This window comes from Pseudovibrio sp. Tun.PSC04-5.I4, from assembly GCF_900104145.1.
Taxonomy (GTDB): domain Bacteria; phylum Pseudomonadota; class Alphaproteobacteria; order Rhizobiales; family Stappiaceae; genus Pseudovibrio.
The window spans coordinates 654,023-668,470 of record NZ_FNLB01000006.1 but is presented as its reverse complement, the minus strand read 5'-3'; the positions used below and the strand labels follow the sequence as shown (position 1 = coordinate 668,470).

The window sequence follows — 14,448 nt, the reverse complement described above, 5'->3', positions numbered from 1 at the left end:
TCCGCGCCTGCCAATCAAGCTGAGAGTTCCAGTTTGGATTGGCAGGCGTTTGGCAACGGCATTCCAAGCGTGTTGAGGAACGAGAACACCTTCTTTGAAATTTCCGCAGAATCCTCGTCGGAAACACAGCTGTAATCATGTTCTGAATCAACGAAGTGCAAACTGGTGCCTTGTGAGAACCGATAGAGCTGAGCGACTTCCTCACCGCCATATATATCCTGCCGCCCTTGAATTATGAGTGTGGGGGTTTTTATTGTTTTCAGGTGCCGGACTCTGCTTAGACCAAATCCATCCTCCGGGTTCAAAAACGGGTAGCCAAAACAGATATGACCTTTGATTATGGGAAGGTTGTCTGTGTATGTGCCAATGCGGCCTCCTCGCGAATGAGAAAGGATGATGAAGGTTTTCCCTTTCTCGCATTGCCCAAGTGTTTTCTTGAGTTCGGTGGCCCACATCATCGTATCTGATCTGCTTGGTGACAGGTAATCCAGCCAGCCGGGATACGACGAGTACTTGGCGTAAATTGCCTGCTCTATTTTTTGCTTACAGGTAGCTTTTAAGTTTTGAAATGAGCTCTTAGTCCGGTCTTCATTCCCACCTCTGCTTGCATATCTCCAGACTGAAAATCCAAGGTCATGAAGTTGTCCGATCAGCTTTTCAATTTGTTTTGACCGACGAGAGGATTTTTGCCTGCCAATGAGCAGGATATTGGCAGAATTACTAGAGCTTCCCATAAGAAGAACCAAGCAAAACTGGCGGGATTTAGAATAATACTCCATCCGTCTGACGCCTCCAAGGACACCTCATTTCCCATGAGTTCCCCCAGAGGATGCTGACTCCCTCAAAAATTCAATCCAGCTATTTGAGGCAAGGAAATAGGCCGTGTTGGAACATGCAGATTGGTTGGATTGCGAGGTCAAATTGGAAAACGAAATTTCGAGGGAGTTGCTTAGTAGATATCGAGTACACACTTTAATTCCCCCCTAAACCCCCAACTTGGTAACGACGGTTAGCAGGGTGTCGCGGAGGGTGTGAACCTTCTTTGGCGGCTTCCAACGTATTGTTTCAAAGGGTTTAAGACTTCAGCACAGTTACCGAATATGTGAGTATTGGCTTGCTTAGCCATTTTAATATTCAATTCATGCACGGCGGCCTCTGAGACGTTAGTTTTTCCAGCAGGAAACTGATTTGATTCGCAAACTGTGTAAGCAATATTTGGAGAAATCGGGAAATAGTAATCAACATGATCGATTGCCACTCTTGCATCACTCAAATCAGAGTGCACATTGATGACAGGCTGATCAGAGGTTACGAAAGGTGTATCTGTATTGTTAACCAGTAAAGAGTGCGTATCCCTGTGGCGGTTACGACACAGATCCAGGCCAGTATTCGTCCCATACATGTAACTTATAAACCACCATGCCTGCTCCGTCATTTTTCGCATGTAGCTCTGTTGTGGAGATACAGTAAGAGCAGAAATTACCTTATCTTTTTGGGCTTTTGTTCGCCAAATTTGCTGCCCGAGAAAACTCAGGAAATAATTCATCTTCTGGTCGTCAGCTAAAATTGAAAGTTCCCCCTTTATAAGTGCTTCTAATAGGGGGAGCGCTTCATTTTCATGAGCAGTATGAAGATTTTCCAGAGAATTACACTTCATTACCCAAAGTGCCTGTTGGGTTTCGTCACTGTTGATGCCCAACTGCTTGATAAGTTCCTCACCAACTTGAATCTTCAGAAAATCATCTAGATAGGACAGGTGTCGTTTTTGTAGTTCTTCAGGACATGTTGCCGAAATAGCTTTAATTAAGTCAATATGTTCCTGAGCTAAGGGAGTTATCTGGTAGAAATCCATCTGCATGGCCAACCCGAGAACGCTATTAAATGCAAATTTCCGTTTTATGGTTGTATGGTGCACTTCCACCCCGTTTGGAGACCAACGGCGAAGGTGCTTTGCCCATACATGGTGGTGCTTCCTCTTTGCTTGCAAAGCCTTATCAGTCACGATGTCCTCCCAATATTTTCCAACCTCATTTCCTTTGATTTCCTTCTACACCCCCAATTTGGTAACAACTGTCAGCAGGGTGTCGCGGAGGGTTTGGACTTCTTCTGGGGATAGGTTTTGGTAGATGACGCGGCGATCGCCGGCCATGACTTTTTGCATGGCGCGTTCTGCCAGATCCTTGCCCTTTTCGGTGAGCTGCACCATGGAGCTGCGTTTGTCCGTTTTGTGGGCGACGCGGTTTATCAGGCCGTCTGTTTCCAGCTGTTTGAGGATTTTGGTCATGCCGCCGGACGTCATGAGCAACGAGCGATAAAGCTCGCTGGGAGACATTTGCCTCGGTTCAGGTCTGCCCCGCAGTGCAACCAGCGCTTCAAATGCGCCGTTGGTGAGATCGAACTCCTCCAGCACCTGCGTACAATTCTGATCTAGCACCTCGCTAAAGCGGCTCATGCTCAAGAACAGTTCCGTTTCCAGGGAAACACCCTCTGGCCAGTTCTTTTGCATCTGCACCAACATTTCAGAGAGTGGATAGCTTTTGGTCATGGAGATCCTCGCAGCGGGTTTACCATGCTTCTAAAATAAACCTTGCCAGAAAGATAGTTTCAATATACCTATCCAGAAAGCTACTAGGATAGATAGGTGAGACATGAGAAGTATTTGGGATCGTATTCGCCACACAGTGTTGTTTGAGGTGATCGCCCTTTCGATCGTCGCGATTTTTGGAAGCTGGATTACAGGTCACTCCATGCGAGCGCTCGGAACACTTGGTCTGATGATGTCCTTACTCGCGATGAGCTGGAACCTCGTTTACAACTGGTTCTTCGATAAATGGTATGTGACCAACCGTGGGACCAAGCCAAGAACTATCCCCCTGCGCATGATGCATGCAGTGTTGTTTGAAGCTGGCCTGCTCGGTTTTGGTGTGGTTGCCATTATGTGGTGGCTGCAGTTGAGTTTTGTTCAGGCGTTATTGCTGGACATCAGTTTTGCTTTGTTCTTTCTGGTTTACGCCTTCGTTTACAACTGGACGTACGATCAGATTTTCCCAGTCCCTGTTGCCAAAGCCGCATAAGTCACAAGACCTGACATAAGAACGCAAAAAAAGCCGGAACAACGCAAATTCCGGCTTTTCCTTTCAAACCAACGCAAACACGTGCGACTTGGCTATATATCGTCGTAATCGACTATAACACTTGCGCTTTTCGGCCTGGACTGACAGGTGAGCACATACCCCTGCTCAATCTCCCAGGGTTCCAGAGAATAGTTGACGGCCATATCAACTTCACCCGAAACAACCTTTGCGCGGCATGTACAGCACATTCCACCTTTGCAGGAGAATGGCGCTTCCACACCGACCCGCAACGCACCATCAATGATGGTTTCGCCCGGCTGTAAGGTTAGTTCATGACGGGCGCCATCAACGATCATGGAGACCTTGGCGTTGTGATCTACAGCCTTGTAATCCTTGGCAATATGCGCCGCATGTGGATCACCACCTTCAGCCGGTGCAAACAGCTCGTTGTGGATATGTTCCAGCGGAATGCCGAGTTTAAGGCAGGTTTCCTTGGCCGCGTCGATCATGTTGCCGGGCCCACACAGGAAGACATGATCAATGCTGGCCTCGCCAACGGTCTTGGTCAGCAATTCCTCAGTCTTTTCAGCAGTTAAGCGACCGTTGAATAGGCTTAGTTCCTGCTCTTCGCGGGACAGAATATGGAATACTGAAAAACGGCCCATGAACCGATCTTTCAGATCATCCAGTTGATCTTTGAAGATGACAGACTGCGAAGTCTTGTTACCGTAGTACAAAAAGAACTGACTTTGCGGCTCGTCTTCCAACACAGCTTTGATCATAGACATGATTGGCGTAATGCCGGACCCCGCTGCAAAAGCGGCGTAAACCCTTGGTTCCTCAGTGGTTCCTCTGGGCAGATTGAAACGGCCCATAGGCGTCATCACATCAATTTCCTGCCCTTTTGAGGCATGACCCAATGCGAAGCTGGAGAACCGTCCACCTTCAACTTTTTTGATGGCGACCTTCAGGTCTTCCCCCTGCGGTGCAGAGCAAATGGAGTAAGACCGGCGGGTATCCTCCCCTGCGATAATCTCGCGAAGGGTCAGGTACTGGCCTGGAATAAAAGCATAATCTTCTTTCAGGTCCTCAGGCACATCGAAGGCTATTGAGACAGCGTCCTGCGTCTCCTGATGAACTGACTTGATCTTCAATCTGTGAAACCGTGGTGACATGGTTCCCTCTCCCTTACATCTAAACCGTTGCGTTTACTCGGTTAAATGCACTTGAAATAATCAAAAGGCTCCAGGCATTCATCGCAGCGGTAAAGCGCTTTGCAAGCTGTTGAGCCAAATTCGGAAATGCGAGTGGTATTGATGGAATTGCATTGCGGGCAATGAACCTGCTCCTCGCCAAACAAAGCGCGACGTGATGCTTTGCCGTTTGGTGGAGCGATGCCGTAAGCCCTTAATTTCTCGCGAGCTTCTGGCGTAAGCCAATCCGTTGTCCATGCGGGATGCAACACGGTTTTAACGCTTACATGTTCAAAGCCAGCAGACAGCAGAGCAGCCTCAATATCCAGCGTGAAAATGCCCATAGCCGGGCAACCGGTGTAGGTCGGTGTAATAGTCACCTCTACATCACCATTGCCGCCAACGCGCACGCCTCTGAGAACTCCCAGATCCTCAATGGTGAGCACGGGCACTTCTGGATCTGGCACGGTGCGTACAGCATCCCATGCCATTTGCTCAAGATCACTGCCAAGCTGTTGGTGTTCCATCATAATTACCTACTCCACGCCTACCAGATAGCGTTCGGAAACGAGCGCTGTAAGTACTGCATTGGCGCTAAGATGTGCCCCAAATGCTCGGAGTGTTCGCCCTTGCGGCCACCTGTCTGCATCCAGCTTTGGTCTGGCCGTTCCAGATTGGCTCTCGCCAGCACTGTGTTTACGGTTTCATCCCAAATATGCTTGATGGAGAGCGGATCAATGGCAACGCCTTGTGCAACCAATGATGATACTACAGTGTCGCATTCGAACAGTTCGCCGGTGTACATCCAAAGAGTTTCAAGCGCATCACAAGCACGGTTATGGCTTTCTTCCGTGCCATCGCCCAGACGGATCACCCACTCAGCTGAATGGCGCAGATGGTAAGCCACTTCCTTCTCAGCCTTTGCTGCAAGTGCCGAGAGTTGCTCATCTTTTGAGGCTATCATGGCTTCCCAGAAAGGATGCATGAAGGCTGAAAACAAGAACTGGCGCAGGATTGCATAGGCAAAATCGTCGTTTGGCTGCTCCACCAGAAGGAGATTGGTGTACTCCCGCTCAACGCGGTAAAAGCACATAGCATCCTCATCCCGGCCTTTGCCTTCTTGCTCACCTGCGTAGGAATACAGGGCTCTAGCATGGCCAATCAGATCAAGCGCAACGTTGGTGAGCGCGATGTCTTCTTCCAGATGGGATGCATGACCGCACCACTCACTCAGGCGCTGACACAGGATGGCGGAATCGTCCGCAAGCCGCATGGTGTATGTGAAAAGAGGTGTATTGCTCATTTCCAGCTCCCTCACATGTTGCCGACTTCGTCGGGCAGTTTGTAAAAAGTAGGATGGCGATAGATCTTTGAAGCTGTTGGCTCAAACATCATACCTTTATCATCTGGATCATTGGCCGTGATGGCATTGGATGGAACCACCCAGATAGACAGGCCTTCGCCGCGGCGCGTGTAAACATCTCGCGCTGCTTGCAATGCCATTTCTGCATCGGCTGCATGGATTGACCCAGCATGACGGTGAGACATGCCGTTGCGTGCTCTGATGAATACTTCCCAAATCGGTGTTGCTTGTTCGCTCATCTTAATCCCTCCCATAAGCAGTTTGCATTTGCTCCACATGTACCAAACTGCTTCTGTCTGTTTCAGTCGCGTCGTCTTATCCGCTCGTGCCTATGCACTTCTCGGGAATACGCTTAAGCAGCTGATTTCTTTGCAGATTGCTTTGCGGCATACGCCCGCGCAGCCTCACGCACCCATGCACCGTCTTCATGTGCTTTGATACGATCTTTCATCCGCTGCTTGTTGCAGACGCCATTGCCTTTGATGGTGTTGTGGAACTCATCCCAGTTCGGTTCGCCGTGCTCCCACTGACCTGCTGCCTCATTAAATTTGAGGTCAGGATCTGGAAGGCTGATGCCGAGAACTTTTGCTTGCGGGACTGTCGCATCGACAAACTTCTGACGTAGCTCGTCGTTGGTGAACCGCTTGATCTTCCACTTCATGCTGGAGGCAGAATGTGCAGATTCTGCATCTGATGGACCAAACATCATCAGCGCTGGCCACCACAGGCGATTGACCGCATCCTGAACCATTTCCTTCTGTTCAGGCGTGCCTTTCATCATAGTCAGGAGCAGCTCGTAACCCTGACGCTGGTGAAAGCTCTCTTCCTTACAAATGCGGATCATGGCACGAGAATATGGGCCGTAAGAACATCGGCATAGCGGGATCTGGTTCATAATGGCAGCGCCATCAACCAGCCAGCCAACAGCACCCACATCAGCCCAGTTCAATGTTGGATAGTTGAAGATGGAAGAGTATTTCGCTTTGCCGGAATGAAGCTGATCAACCAACTCCTCACGGGAAACACCCAGTGTTTCTGTTGCCGAATACAAGTAGAGGCCATGTCCGCCTTCATCCTGAATTTTGGCGAGCAACGCCGCTTTGCGCATCAACGACGGCGCACGGGTTACCCAGTTGCCTTCCGGTAGCATACCAACAACTTCGGAATGCGCATGCTGGGACATCTGACGGATGAGCGTCTTGCGATAAGCCGCTGGCATCCAGTCATTCGGCTCAATCTTCTCTTCACGATCAATTTTTGCCTGAAACGCCGCCAGCTTTGTCTCGTCTTCGTTCTCGACCTCAGCAACAGCTGTATTCAATGCCTGCGTGTACATAGGTTCCGTCCCTCCCAAGAGCACACCAATGTTCAATTCCGCTTCAATATGTCACAGAATATCACGTCGACAAGTATTTTCCGTAACATTTACTGATGTATTTTAGGGTAATTCTAAATTCGCTAGTGATTACAAAGGTTGGAACCGTTCGAAAAATACTGGTGATGGAGAAGGTAAAGTGCCTGCTGCATTCTTGCCGTTAGAATCGAGCCAGATTTCGCCGAGGTCTTTGAGTGCATTGTAGATTTCAGCTGCCATCTCGCGCGCAACGTTTCCGCTCCACTGACGTGGCAGGGCCTCAGTCGGTAAATCCGGGTCTCTTAGAACCAATCTTCGGAGGTCGTGAATCAGCATTATTCGGATGAGGAGAGCCGTTTCCGGTGCTATCAGGTTTGACGAGGCCTTGTCATGCTGAAGAAGGTTGTACAGCGCTTGATAGGTCTTGATGAAGCTCTCATATCCTGCCTGCAATGCATCCAGTGTCCACGCCTGCCCTGCAAGTTGGGTATCCATACCGGCTGCTGATCTGGAGCGCATATACATAATGAGCGGGGTTGAGGTCGGGAGCTCCTCGCCTCTGTCTGGTTTTACCAAAACATTGGGGGCCAATGCGCCAAACCCTTGAGAAAGCAAGGTCTCTCTGCTGCTGGCTCGGTCTTCTCCCTCGCTCAAAAGGGCCATGACCCAGTCTCCGCTCCACTCGACAGCTCCACGCGCATAAATGCGTGGAGAGGCGAGATCAAAAGCTTCGCGGCCCATGGATGTCAGTCTGTAAAATGAGTTGCGGCCAATACGGGTGCGTTCCAACCATCCATCTGCAGCCAGACGCGACATGGCAGTCCGGACCACGCCCGAACTCACGCCGATCTTTTGCATCAAGTCAACGAGATTTCCCATCCAGAGCTCGCCACCTCGTGGCGCGACACAATCTCCAAATATGGAAATGAGCATGGACCATGATCGAATGGGTTTTTGGCTATGAAATTGCGCAATGAGCTTTGACAGTTCATTGTTTGCGCTGCACTCGTCCACCAGTCTCACCCCATCTGCCTACCGATACTTGTTGTAGTGTGGGATCGCTTGCTACTGCAAGCCTGAGTTAAGCATCAGAGGTAACATCTTGTTTAAAGGTGGATGAACGAAAAAACCGGAGGCGAGGCCCCCGGTTTAATTTATGCGCTGAGTAACAACTGTTAATTATTTAGCTGTTGCATCAGTGATACGGCCATCAAGCTTAGGCTGGTATGCACCATCCTGTGCTTTCAGGTAGTTAGCAAGAACGAACTCAAGGCCTGGACCGAAGTCGTATGCGTTTTTGCCTTCAGCAGCGAAGATCTTGTAGCCATCACCGCCGTTACGAACGTAGTTGTTGGTTGCCATTTTGTAGACTTTATCTGCATCGATTGCAGAGCCATCAGCAAGTGTCACAGCAACGATACGCTCGCCAGCAGGCTTAGATGCGTCGAAGGTGTATTTCAGACCAGCAACCTGTGGGAAGCGCCCAGCGCCATCTTCGTACTTGGACAGGCCGTTTTCCAAAGCAACCTTGATGAACTTACCCTGAAGCTCGAAAGTTGCCAGAGTGTTCTGGAATGGAAGCACTGCAAGAGCTTCACCCATGGACACTTCGCCAGCGTCGATAGATGCACGCAAACCGCCACCGTTGGTGATTGCGATTTCTACGCCCTTGTCTTTGGTTGCTGCCAGCATAGCATCCGCTACGAGAACACCCATTTCACACTCGCGTGCGCGGCAAGACTTGCGGTCTCCATCAACTGGAGCTGTAGTTGCGCCGATGATTTCAGTGCGGATCTCGTCAAGTGGACCAGCCAACTCAGCGATACGTGCTTTGATCTGCTCGTTTTCAGCAATCTTTGCATCCAGGATGATTGGCTCACCAGAAGCTTCGATCACGTCGCCTTCGTCGTTGAACTTAACATTCAGCTCACCGAGAAATTTGCCGTAAGCGTATGCAGAAACGATCGCGGTTTTCTTTCCGTCTGGACCATCAACCCAAGTCGGGTAAGGACCTTCAGCGCGGTCATTGGTATTGGACAACAAGGTGTTGGTGTGACCGCCGACGATAACGTCGATGCCAGCAACAGCTGCTGCAACTTTTTGGTCGACGCCATAACCAGAGTGAGACAGCACAATGATTTTGTTGACGCCTTCAGCCTTCAGGTTTGCAACCTGAGTTGTTGCCGCTTTGATTGGATCAAAGAACTCAACGTTTTTGCCCGGGCTTGCAAGGTCAGCTGTGTCATCTGGTGTCAGACCGATAAAGCCGATTTTCTCGCCGCCGCGCTCAACAATTGTTGTTGGCATAAGAACGTCTGCAAGTTTAGCTTCTTTGGAAACGTCAGCATTTGCAAGAAGAACTGGGAACTTAACAGCATCCATGAAGCCGCGAAGAACTTCTGGGCCATCGTCAAATTCATGGTTGCCAACGGTCATAGCGTCGTAACCCAGAGCGTTCATGAATTCAGCAGCAACTTTACCCTTGTAGTAGGTGTAAAACAACGAGCCCTGGAACTGATCGCCACCATCCACGAGGATGGAGTTGCCAGCTGCAGCGCGGCGCTCTTTGATTGCTGTTTCCAAACGTGCAGTGCCACCCAGACACTTGCCTTTAGCATCGTCCTTTGCAGAACAAGTAGAATCGTACTTGTTGATAGGCTCAATGCGGGAATGGAAATCATTCGTATGCAAAATGGTCAGATTGAAATCTGCCATAGCCGGCGCGGAAACGCCAAAAGACAAAAGAAGCGCTGTTGCGCCTAAGAGATGCTTTTTCATAGATCTTGCCTTTATCCAATTGCCCCAAGCAATTTAACGAGACGGCTATACGAGAATCTCAAAATTCGCGCAAACCTCCCAAGAACACGCTCGGTACAATTGCCCATAACTGTGACAGGCACAAGACCAAACGCGATATATTTCGCCACCTAATTGAAAAATATTTCAGGCACTGACTTTTTTAACGTTAAGCCTTTTGGCGGCTAGTCAAAAAGACGGCACTATTTATGTTTTCATTTATATATCAATTAGTTAATCTTATAGAAACCGTCGAATTCATTCCCAAACTTAAGGTGATATCCCGGAAACCATCCAACTTTTGGAATTATTTATCCCCAAAACCTCAGTGCAACATACGTGAATTTTCTAACTCAGAAATATCGTCTTCGCTGAACTCTTCCTCAACAGCAGGCACAGAATAACTGCCATTCAACCACTTGTTGAGATCAACCTGCCTGCACCGTTCGGAGCAAAACGGTTTTGCGCTCTCCTGTGCAGGTTTATTGCAGATTGGGCATGCTGCCAATTTCGTCGAAGGTTTCGTCATGACTTTACCCTATCAGCTTTCCAATAGATCCAACTACACGTTCATTCTCGGCAGTTTCACGAAAGTTTTTCTGAAGAGAGCATCTAATGGGATTTCCGCAAGGCATCAAGTGGCAAGTTCACCAAGGCAACACGTATTCCTAATCCGGGTCACAGTAAAAACGTCATGCGAGAACTTCACATCAGAAAATACTCACCTTAGTATCAGCTATTAATCAGCTTGGAGGCAAACAACTTTGCAGCAGTTGAAGAAAAGCATAAGATCATCTCCAGATACCTACTTTGAGTTCCTGACGATTTTCAAAGTATCTGGCGATTGTAGGGGAAACGTAGAATGAATAGCGAAGTCTCATGGATCCTCACAGCACGTCTCGCAACAACTGACCCCAAGACCTTTGAGGGTCTTATGGTTGAGATGGTCAAGGCTGTGCAACACCTGCAAGGCAATACAAGCGCTTATGTCTGGTACCTCAGCGAGGATGGACAGTTCTGCGAGATCTTTTCCAGCTTCAAAGACAGCAATGCAGCATTGCTGCATCTCAACTGGCTTTCCAACAGCTATGCGCACGAGTTTATGGATGCTCTGCACCCTTCGTCCATGACTGTCTACGGAAAACCTAGCTATGAGCTTAGGAACGCTCTGGCGAGCCTCTCACCGAAATTCGTGCAGACAGTTGGTGGATTTGCCCGTTAGCGTGTGACAGCCTTCTCAGGCCGCTGGAACGGCATCATCATCCCACATATTCTGAATTGGATAGCCAACGCTCTGTAAGAGGCTTGCGGTCTCCAGCAGCGGCAGACCAACAACGCTTGGGTATGAGCCGACCACACGTGCAATAAACGAGCCTGCGAGCCCCTGAATAGCATAGCCGCCTGCTTTGCCGCGCCACTCACCAGAAGCAAGATAGTTTTCAGTATCCTGCGTGGAAAGACGGCGGAACCGCACCCGCGTTTCAACGAGTTTGGAGCGCACCACACCGTCCGGCATGTTAACACACACACCGGTATAGACCTTGTGCATACGCCCAGAGAGCAATTGGAGACAAACGCTTGCCTGTTCCTTGCTCTCAGCTTTCGGGAGTATGCGGCGTCCAACAGCAACAACGGTGTCTGATCCCAACACGATGGAATGGGCTTTCGCCTCATCGCGATCAACCATAACACGCGCCGCAGCAGCTTTGCCACGAGCAAGGCGTTGCGCCAACGCGCGCGGGCTTTCCCCACGCACCGGCGTCTCATCAATATCTGCTGGCAACAGGAAGTCTGGTTCAATACCAATCTGCTGAAGCAACGCCAGACGACGTGGAGACCCTGAGGCCAATACTAACGGCAGTTCTTTGGTCATATGTTCCAGTTCCCCGAAATTGAATCGGCCAGAGCTAAAAAAGCAGGTTCACATTACCGAACCTACAATCTGAGTGTCGCTTATTTGTAGCGGTAAGTGATACGACCCTTGGTCAGATCATATGGTGTCATTTCAACTAGCACCTTATCACCAGCCAAAACACGAATACGGTTCTTACGCATACGACCAGCTGTGTGTGCGATAATTTCGTGTTCGTTTTCAAGCTTTACACGAAAGGTCGCATTAGGAAGGAGTTCGACGACGACGCCTGGAAACTCCAGCATTTCTTCTTTAGCCATTAGGATTCCTGATTTGTTGAATGGAATTTTCGCGGAACGTACCGGATAACTCGTCAAAAGTGAACAGTCTTCCTCCATTTCTTGGAGGGCAGTTTGACGAGTTTTACCGCTTATTCCCTGTTTTGGGTGGAAAACACATAGAGAAGCAACGAATTTTGCATTTTCAGTGGCTTATTGCATCCGCTTCTCAATTTTTCGCTTCAGCGTATCTCGGACCGATCTGTAGGCATCCATGATCTGCGCACGGCTACCAGTCGCCACTGTCGGGTCAATTGTCGGCCAGTACTCAATATCAACTGATTGGGTTCTTGTCAGCTCTAAAGCCATGTGATGTGCTTCTGGTGCCAACGACACGATAAGGTCAAATCCATCTTCAGCCAGATCCTCAAAGGTTTTGGGATGATGATCACTCAGGTCCATACCAAGTTCATCCATCACCGAATCCACAAAGGGATCACGCTCACCTGAAAAAACACCACAAGACCGTACATAAATCTGTTTTGGAAACAGAAGTTTTGTCAGCCCTTCTGCCATAGGCGAACGAACGGCGTTCATCCTACAGATGAATAGGACCGAACTTGGCTGGGAAATGGCTGGGACCATATTTACCCCCGGTGCTGCAAAGCGCAGATGAGCGTAAACAGACGCCGTGCCGTTTTATGATCGATGGTGATCTTCCCTTTCAACCGTTCTTCCAGGATAACGGCGCCGTCGTCATGCAAACCACGACGTCCCATATCAATTGCTTCAATCTGTCTGGGAGAGGCGCTACGAATGGCATCGTAGTAGCTCTCACAAATCATGAAGTAGTCTTTTATAATTTTCCGGAAAGGTGTGAGCGATAAAATATGGGTTGAAATCTCGCTTCCAATTTCATCCCGAATACTCAGCACCAGTTTCTTTTTGATCATCGCCAGATCTAGGCGATAAGGCCCCAGATCCGGCCCTTCCGGTGAAAACTGATTCTCCTCCACCAGATCAAAAATTGCAATTTTCCGTTCTCTCTCAACATCTTTATCGGCACGGACAATAGAATAGGCGTCAAGGACCACTTCAAAAAGGCGCTCCCCACCTTTTTGTCTCTGTTCTTCGTTTACAGGGACTTCCTTGTTCATCGAGCAATCTTTTCTACAAGTGATACCTAATGTTGCAATCTAGCGATTTAAGCGGATTGAAATAGAACGCCCATGGGCTTGCAGGCCTTCAACTTCAGCCAGTGTCACCGCTGCAGGTCCAATCTGCGCCAGATTATCAGGATTACATCTAAGCAATGATGTTCGCTTAACAAATTCCAAAGTAGATAAGCCGGAGGAGAACTTAGCAGAGCGCGCTGTAGGCAAAACGTGGTTTGACCCGCCCACATAGTCACCGATAGCTTCTGGTGTGTAGCGGCCTACGAAAACCGCTCCTGCGTTGCGCATTTTCGGAAGCAAGGCATCAGGGTCCTCGACGCAGAGCTCAAGATGTTCCGGTGCAAAGCGGTTGGACAGCACCATTGCATCATCGAGCGTATCAACGGTGATGATCGCTCCATAATCAGTCCAGCTCTGACGTGCAACATCCGCGCGTGGCAGCGTTACCAACTGCCGTTCAACAGCTTCTTCCACTGCGATGGCAAGCTCTTCACTGTCGGTAATCAAAATGGACTGTGCCACTGGATCATGCTCGGCTTGTGACAGGAGATCAATAGCAACCCAGTCCGGGTTGTTATCTTTATCGGCGACCACGAGGATTTCAGAAGGTCCGGCAATCATATCAATGCCAACTGTTCCGAATACGCGGCGCTTTGCAGCGGACACGAAGGCGTTGCCCGGGCCAACAATTTTGGAGACCGGTGTAATTGTTTCAGTCCCGTAGGCCAGAGCGCCAACAGCCTGAGCACCGCCAATGCGGTAAATCTCAGAGACACCTGCCATCTTTGCCGCGGCAAGGACCAGTGGGTTGAGCACATTATCCGGGCTTGGCACAACCATCACGATGCGCTCGACACCGGCAACCTTTGCCGGCACGACGTTCATAAGAACGGAGGATGGATAGCTTGCGATACCACCTGGAACGTATACCCCAACAGCCTCAACTGCGGTCCAGATTGCGCCCAGCTCTACGCCAATCGCATCTGTATAGGTGTAGCTTTCCGGGAGCTGTTTTTGATGGTGGGACCGGATACGATCATGGGCAAGCTGCAAAGCTGCCAGCGTTGTTGCGGGAATCTGCGCAACGGCAGCTTCTATCTCCGCTTCAGTTACTATGAGCTCGTCCATAGATTTGACCGTCATGCGATCAAACTTATTGGTGTAATCGAGCACGGCAGCATCACCGCGCGTTTCAACATCCTTCAGGATATCCCGCACGATATGATCCACGTCCTCTGAAGTTTCCCGCTTGCTTCCAAGCAGGGTACGAATTTCATCGTTGAAACCTTCAGATTTTGAGGAGAGCTTTATAGCCACAGTATCGTCCCAATTTATGTAATGCCTTGGGATGCATCTTCATCCG

The 14,448-nt window shown here is 49.5% G+C and carries 18 protein-coding genes; 2 read left to right on the top strand and 16 right to left on the bottom strand.

Annotated features, from left to right (window positions below; translation table 11 throughout):
* Positions 1-14: 14 nt before the first annotated feature.
* From BLS62_RS08135 to BLS62_RS08125, 3 genes are all read right to left on the bottom strand, one after another.
* The gene (locus BLS62_RS08135) at positions 15-779 is read right to left on the bottom strand and encodes an alpha/beta family hydrolase (RefSeq protein WP_093179166.1); all 765 of its coding nucleotides are present in this window, start codon (positions 777-779) and stop codon (positions 15-17) included.
* A gap of 230 nt (positions 780-1,009) precedes the next feature.
* Positions 1,010-2,002 (bottom strand): DUF4238 domain-containing protein, encoded by a 993-nt coding sequence (locus BLS62_RS08130; RefSeq protein WP_159436508.1) that lies wholly within the window; start codon positions 2,000-2,002, stop codon positions 1,010-1,012.
* A gap of 45 nt (positions 2,003-2,047) precedes the next feature.
* Positions 2,048-2,545: a MarR family winged helix-turn-helix transcriptional regulator gene (locus BLS62_RS08125; RefSeq protein ID WP_093179161.1), complete on the bottom strand. Its 498-nt coding sequence runs from the start codon at positions 2,543-2,545 to the stop codon at positions 2,048-2,050.
* A 103-nt stretch (positions 2,546-2,648) separates the two neighbouring features.
* Between BLS62_RS08125 and BLS62_RS08120 the strand changes: the two genes are divergently transcribed.
* Positions 2,649-3,074: a PACE efflux transporter gene (locus tag BLS62_RS08120; protein ID WP_093179157.1), complete on the top strand. Its 426-nt coding sequence runs from the start codon at positions 2,649-2,651 to the stop codon at positions 3,072-3,074.
* A 92-nt stretch (positions 3,075-3,166) separates the two neighbouring features.
* Here BLS62_RS08120 and paaE read toward each other — a convergent pair whose 3' ends face one another.
* The 8 genes from paaE to yacG all read right to left on the bottom strand — a co-directional run bounded on the left by paaE (position 3,167) and on the right by yacG (position 10,309).
* Entirely contained in the window at positions 3,167-4,249 is a 1,083-nt protein-coding gene (paaE, locus tag BLS62_RS08115) for a 1,2-phenylacetyl-CoA epoxidase subunit PaaE (protein WP_093179154.1), read from the bottom strand.
* Positions 4,250-4,290: 41 nt separating this feature from the next.
* Positions 4,291-4,797, bottom strand: a complete 507-nt coding sequence (paaD, locus tag BLS62_RS08110; protein WP_208990749.1) for a 1,2-phenylacetyl-CoA epoxidase subunit PaaD — start codon at positions 4,795-4,797, stop codon at positions 4,291-4,293.
* Positions 4,798-4,814: 17 nt separating this feature from the next.
* Positions 4,815-5,570 carry a 1,2-phenylacetyl-CoA epoxidase subunit PaaC gene (gene paaC, locus BLS62_RS08105; RefSeq protein WP_093179148.1) on the bottom strand — a complete coding sequence of 252 codons (756 nt, stop codon included), beginning with the start codon at positions 5,568-5,570 and terminating at the stop codon, positions 4,815-4,817.
* Between the two features lie 11 nt (positions 5,571-5,581).
* Positions 5,582-5,869 (bottom strand): 1,2-phenylacetyl-CoA epoxidase subunit PaaB, encoded by a 288-nt coding sequence (paaB, locus tag BLS62_RS08100; protein WP_093179145.1) that lies wholly within the window; start codon positions 5,867-5,869, stop codon positions 5,582-5,584.
* A gap of 113 nt (positions 5,870-5,982) precedes the next feature.
* Positions 5,983-6,966 carry a 1,2-phenylacetyl-CoA epoxidase subunit PaaA gene (gene paaA, locus BLS62_RS08095; RefSeq protein WP_093179142.1) on the bottom strand — a complete coding sequence of 328 codons (984 nt, stop codon included), beginning with the start codon at positions 6,964-6,966 and terminating at the stop codon, positions 5,983-5,985.
* 129 nt (positions 6,967-7,095) lie between these two features.
* Positions 7,096-7,998 carry a PaaX family transcriptional regulator gene (locus BLS62_RS08090; protein WP_208990748.1) on the bottom strand — a complete coding sequence of 301 codons (903 nt, stop codon included), beginning with the start codon at positions 7,996-7,998 and terminating at the stop codon, positions 7,096-7,098.
* Positions 7,999-8,163: 165 nt separating this feature from the next.
* Positions 8,164-9,762: a bifunctional metallophosphatase/5'-nucleotidase gene (locus BLS62_RS08085; protein ID WP_093179139.1), complete on the bottom strand. Its 1,599-nt coding sequence runs from the start codon at positions 9,760-9,762 to the stop codon at positions 8,164-8,166.
* A 343-nt stretch (positions 9,763-10,105) separates the two neighbouring features.
* Complete coding sequence (gene yacG / locus BLS62_RS08080; RefSeq protein WP_093179136.1) at positions 10,106-10,309, bottom strand: DNA gyrase inhibitor YacG; 204 nt, start codon at positions 10,307-10,309, stop codon at positions 10,106-10,108.
* Positions 10,310-10,642: 333 nt separating this feature from the next.
* Here yacG and BLS62_RS08075 point away from each other — a divergent pair, with 333 nt between their 5' ends.
* Positions 10,643-11,002: a hypothetical protein gene (locus BLS62_RS08075; RefSeq protein WP_093179133.1), complete on the top strand. Its 360-nt coding sequence runs from the start codon at positions 10,643-10,645 to the stop codon at positions 11,000-11,002.
* Between the two features lie 15 nt (positions 11,003-11,017).
* Here BLS62_RS08075 and BLS62_RS08070 read toward each other — a convergent pair whose 3' ends face one another.
* The 5 genes from BLS62_RS08070 to hisD all read right to left on the bottom strand — a co-directional run bounded on the left by BLS62_RS08070 (position 11,018) and on the right by hisD (position 14,402).
* Entirely contained in the window at positions 11,018-11,653 is a 636-nt protein-coding gene (locus BLS62_RS08070; protein WP_093179130.1) for a Maf family nucleotide pyrophosphatase, read from the bottom strand.
* Positions 11,654-11,733: 80 nt separating this feature from the next.
* A complete protein-coding gene (gene infA, locus BLS62_RS08065; RefSeq protein ID WP_093179127.1) occupies positions 11,734-11,952 on the bottom strand; it encodes a translation initiation factor IF-1 in 219 nt (72 codons plus the stop codon).
* Between the two features lie 171 nt (positions 11,953-12,123).
* A complete protein-coding gene (locus BLS62_RS08060) occupies positions 12,124-12,555 on the bottom strand; it encodes an arsenate-mycothiol transferase ArsC (RefSeq protein WP_200798487.1) in 432 nt (143 codons plus the stop codon).
* A gap of 2 nt (positions 12,556-12,557) precedes the next feature.
* Positions 12,558-13,067 carry a UPF0262 family protein gene (locus tag BLS62_RS08055; RefSeq protein ID WP_093179124.1) on the bottom strand — a complete coding sequence of 170 codons (510 nt, stop codon included), beginning with the start codon at positions 13,065-13,067 and terminating at the stop codon, positions 12,558-12,560.
* Between the two features lie 39 nt (positions 13,068-13,106).
* Positions 13,107-14,402: a histidinol dehydrogenase gene (gene hisD / locus BLS62_RS08050; protein ID WP_093179120.1), complete on the bottom strand. Its 1,296-nt coding sequence runs from the start codon at positions 14,400-14,402 to the stop codon at positions 13,107-13,109.
* Between the last annotated feature and the right edge of the window lie 46 nt (positions 14,403-14,448).

Bases quoted from the DNA above. Each gene is read 5' to 3' on its own strand.
- BLS62_RS08075 (WP_093179133.1), top strand. From the start codon at position 10,643: ATGAATAGCGAAGTCTCATGGATCCTCACAGCACGTCTCGCAACAACT.
- BLS62_RS08070 (WP_093179130.1), bottom strand. From the start codon at position 11,653: ATGACCAAAGAACTGCCGTTAGTATTGGCCTCAGGGTCTCCACGTCGT.
- paaC (WP_093179148.1), bottom strand. From the start codon at position 5,570: ATGAGCAATACACCTCTTTTCACATACACCATGCGGCTTGCGGACGAT.
- infA (WP_093179127.1), bottom strand. From the start codon at position 11,952: ATGGCTAAAGAAGAAATGCTGGAGTTTCCAGGCGTCGTCGTCGAACTC.
- yacG (WP_093179136.1), bottom strand. From the start codon at position 10,309: ATGACGAAACCTTCGACGAAATTGGCAGCATGCCCAATCTGCAATAAA.
- BLS62_RS08120 (WP_093179157.1), top strand. From the start codon at position 2,649: ATGAGAAGTATTTGGGATCGTATTCGCCACACAGTGTTGTTTGAGGTG.
- paaE (WP_093179154.1), bottom strand. From the start codon at position 4,249: ATGTCACCACGGTTTCACAGATTGAAGATCAAGTCAGTTCATCAGGAG.
- paaB (WP_093179145.1), bottom strand. From the start codon at position 5,869: ATGAGCGAACAAGCAACACCGATTTGGGAAGTATTCATCAGAGCACGC.
- BLS62_RS08060 (WP_200798487.1), bottom strand. From the start codon at position 12,555: ATGGTCCCAGCCATTTCCCAGCCAAGTTCGGTCCTATTCATCTGTAGG.
- paaD (WP_208990749.1), bottom strand. From the start codon at position 4,797: ATGATGGAACACCAACAGCTTGGCAGTGATCTTGAGCAAATGGCATGG.
- BLS62_RS08085 (WP_093179139.1), bottom strand. From the start codon at position 9,762: ATGAAAAAGCATCTCTTAGGCGCAACAGCGCTTCTTTTGTCTTTTGGC.
- paaA (WP_093179142.1), bottom strand. From the start codon at position 6,966: ATGTACACGCAGGCATTGAATACAGCTGTTGCTGAGGTCGAGAACGAA.
- BLS62_RS08135 (WP_093179166.1), bottom strand. From the start codon at position 779: ATGGAGTATTATTCTAAATCCCGCCAGTTTTGCTTGGTTCTTCTTATG.
- BLS62_RS08055 (WP_093179124.1), bottom strand. From the start codon at position 13,067: ATGAACAAGGAAGTCCCTGTAAACGAAGAACAGAGACAAAAAGGTGGG.
- BLS62_RS08125 (WP_093179161.1), bottom strand. From the start codon at position 2,545: ATGACCAAAAGCTATCCACTCTCTGAAATGTTGGTGCAGATGCAAAAG.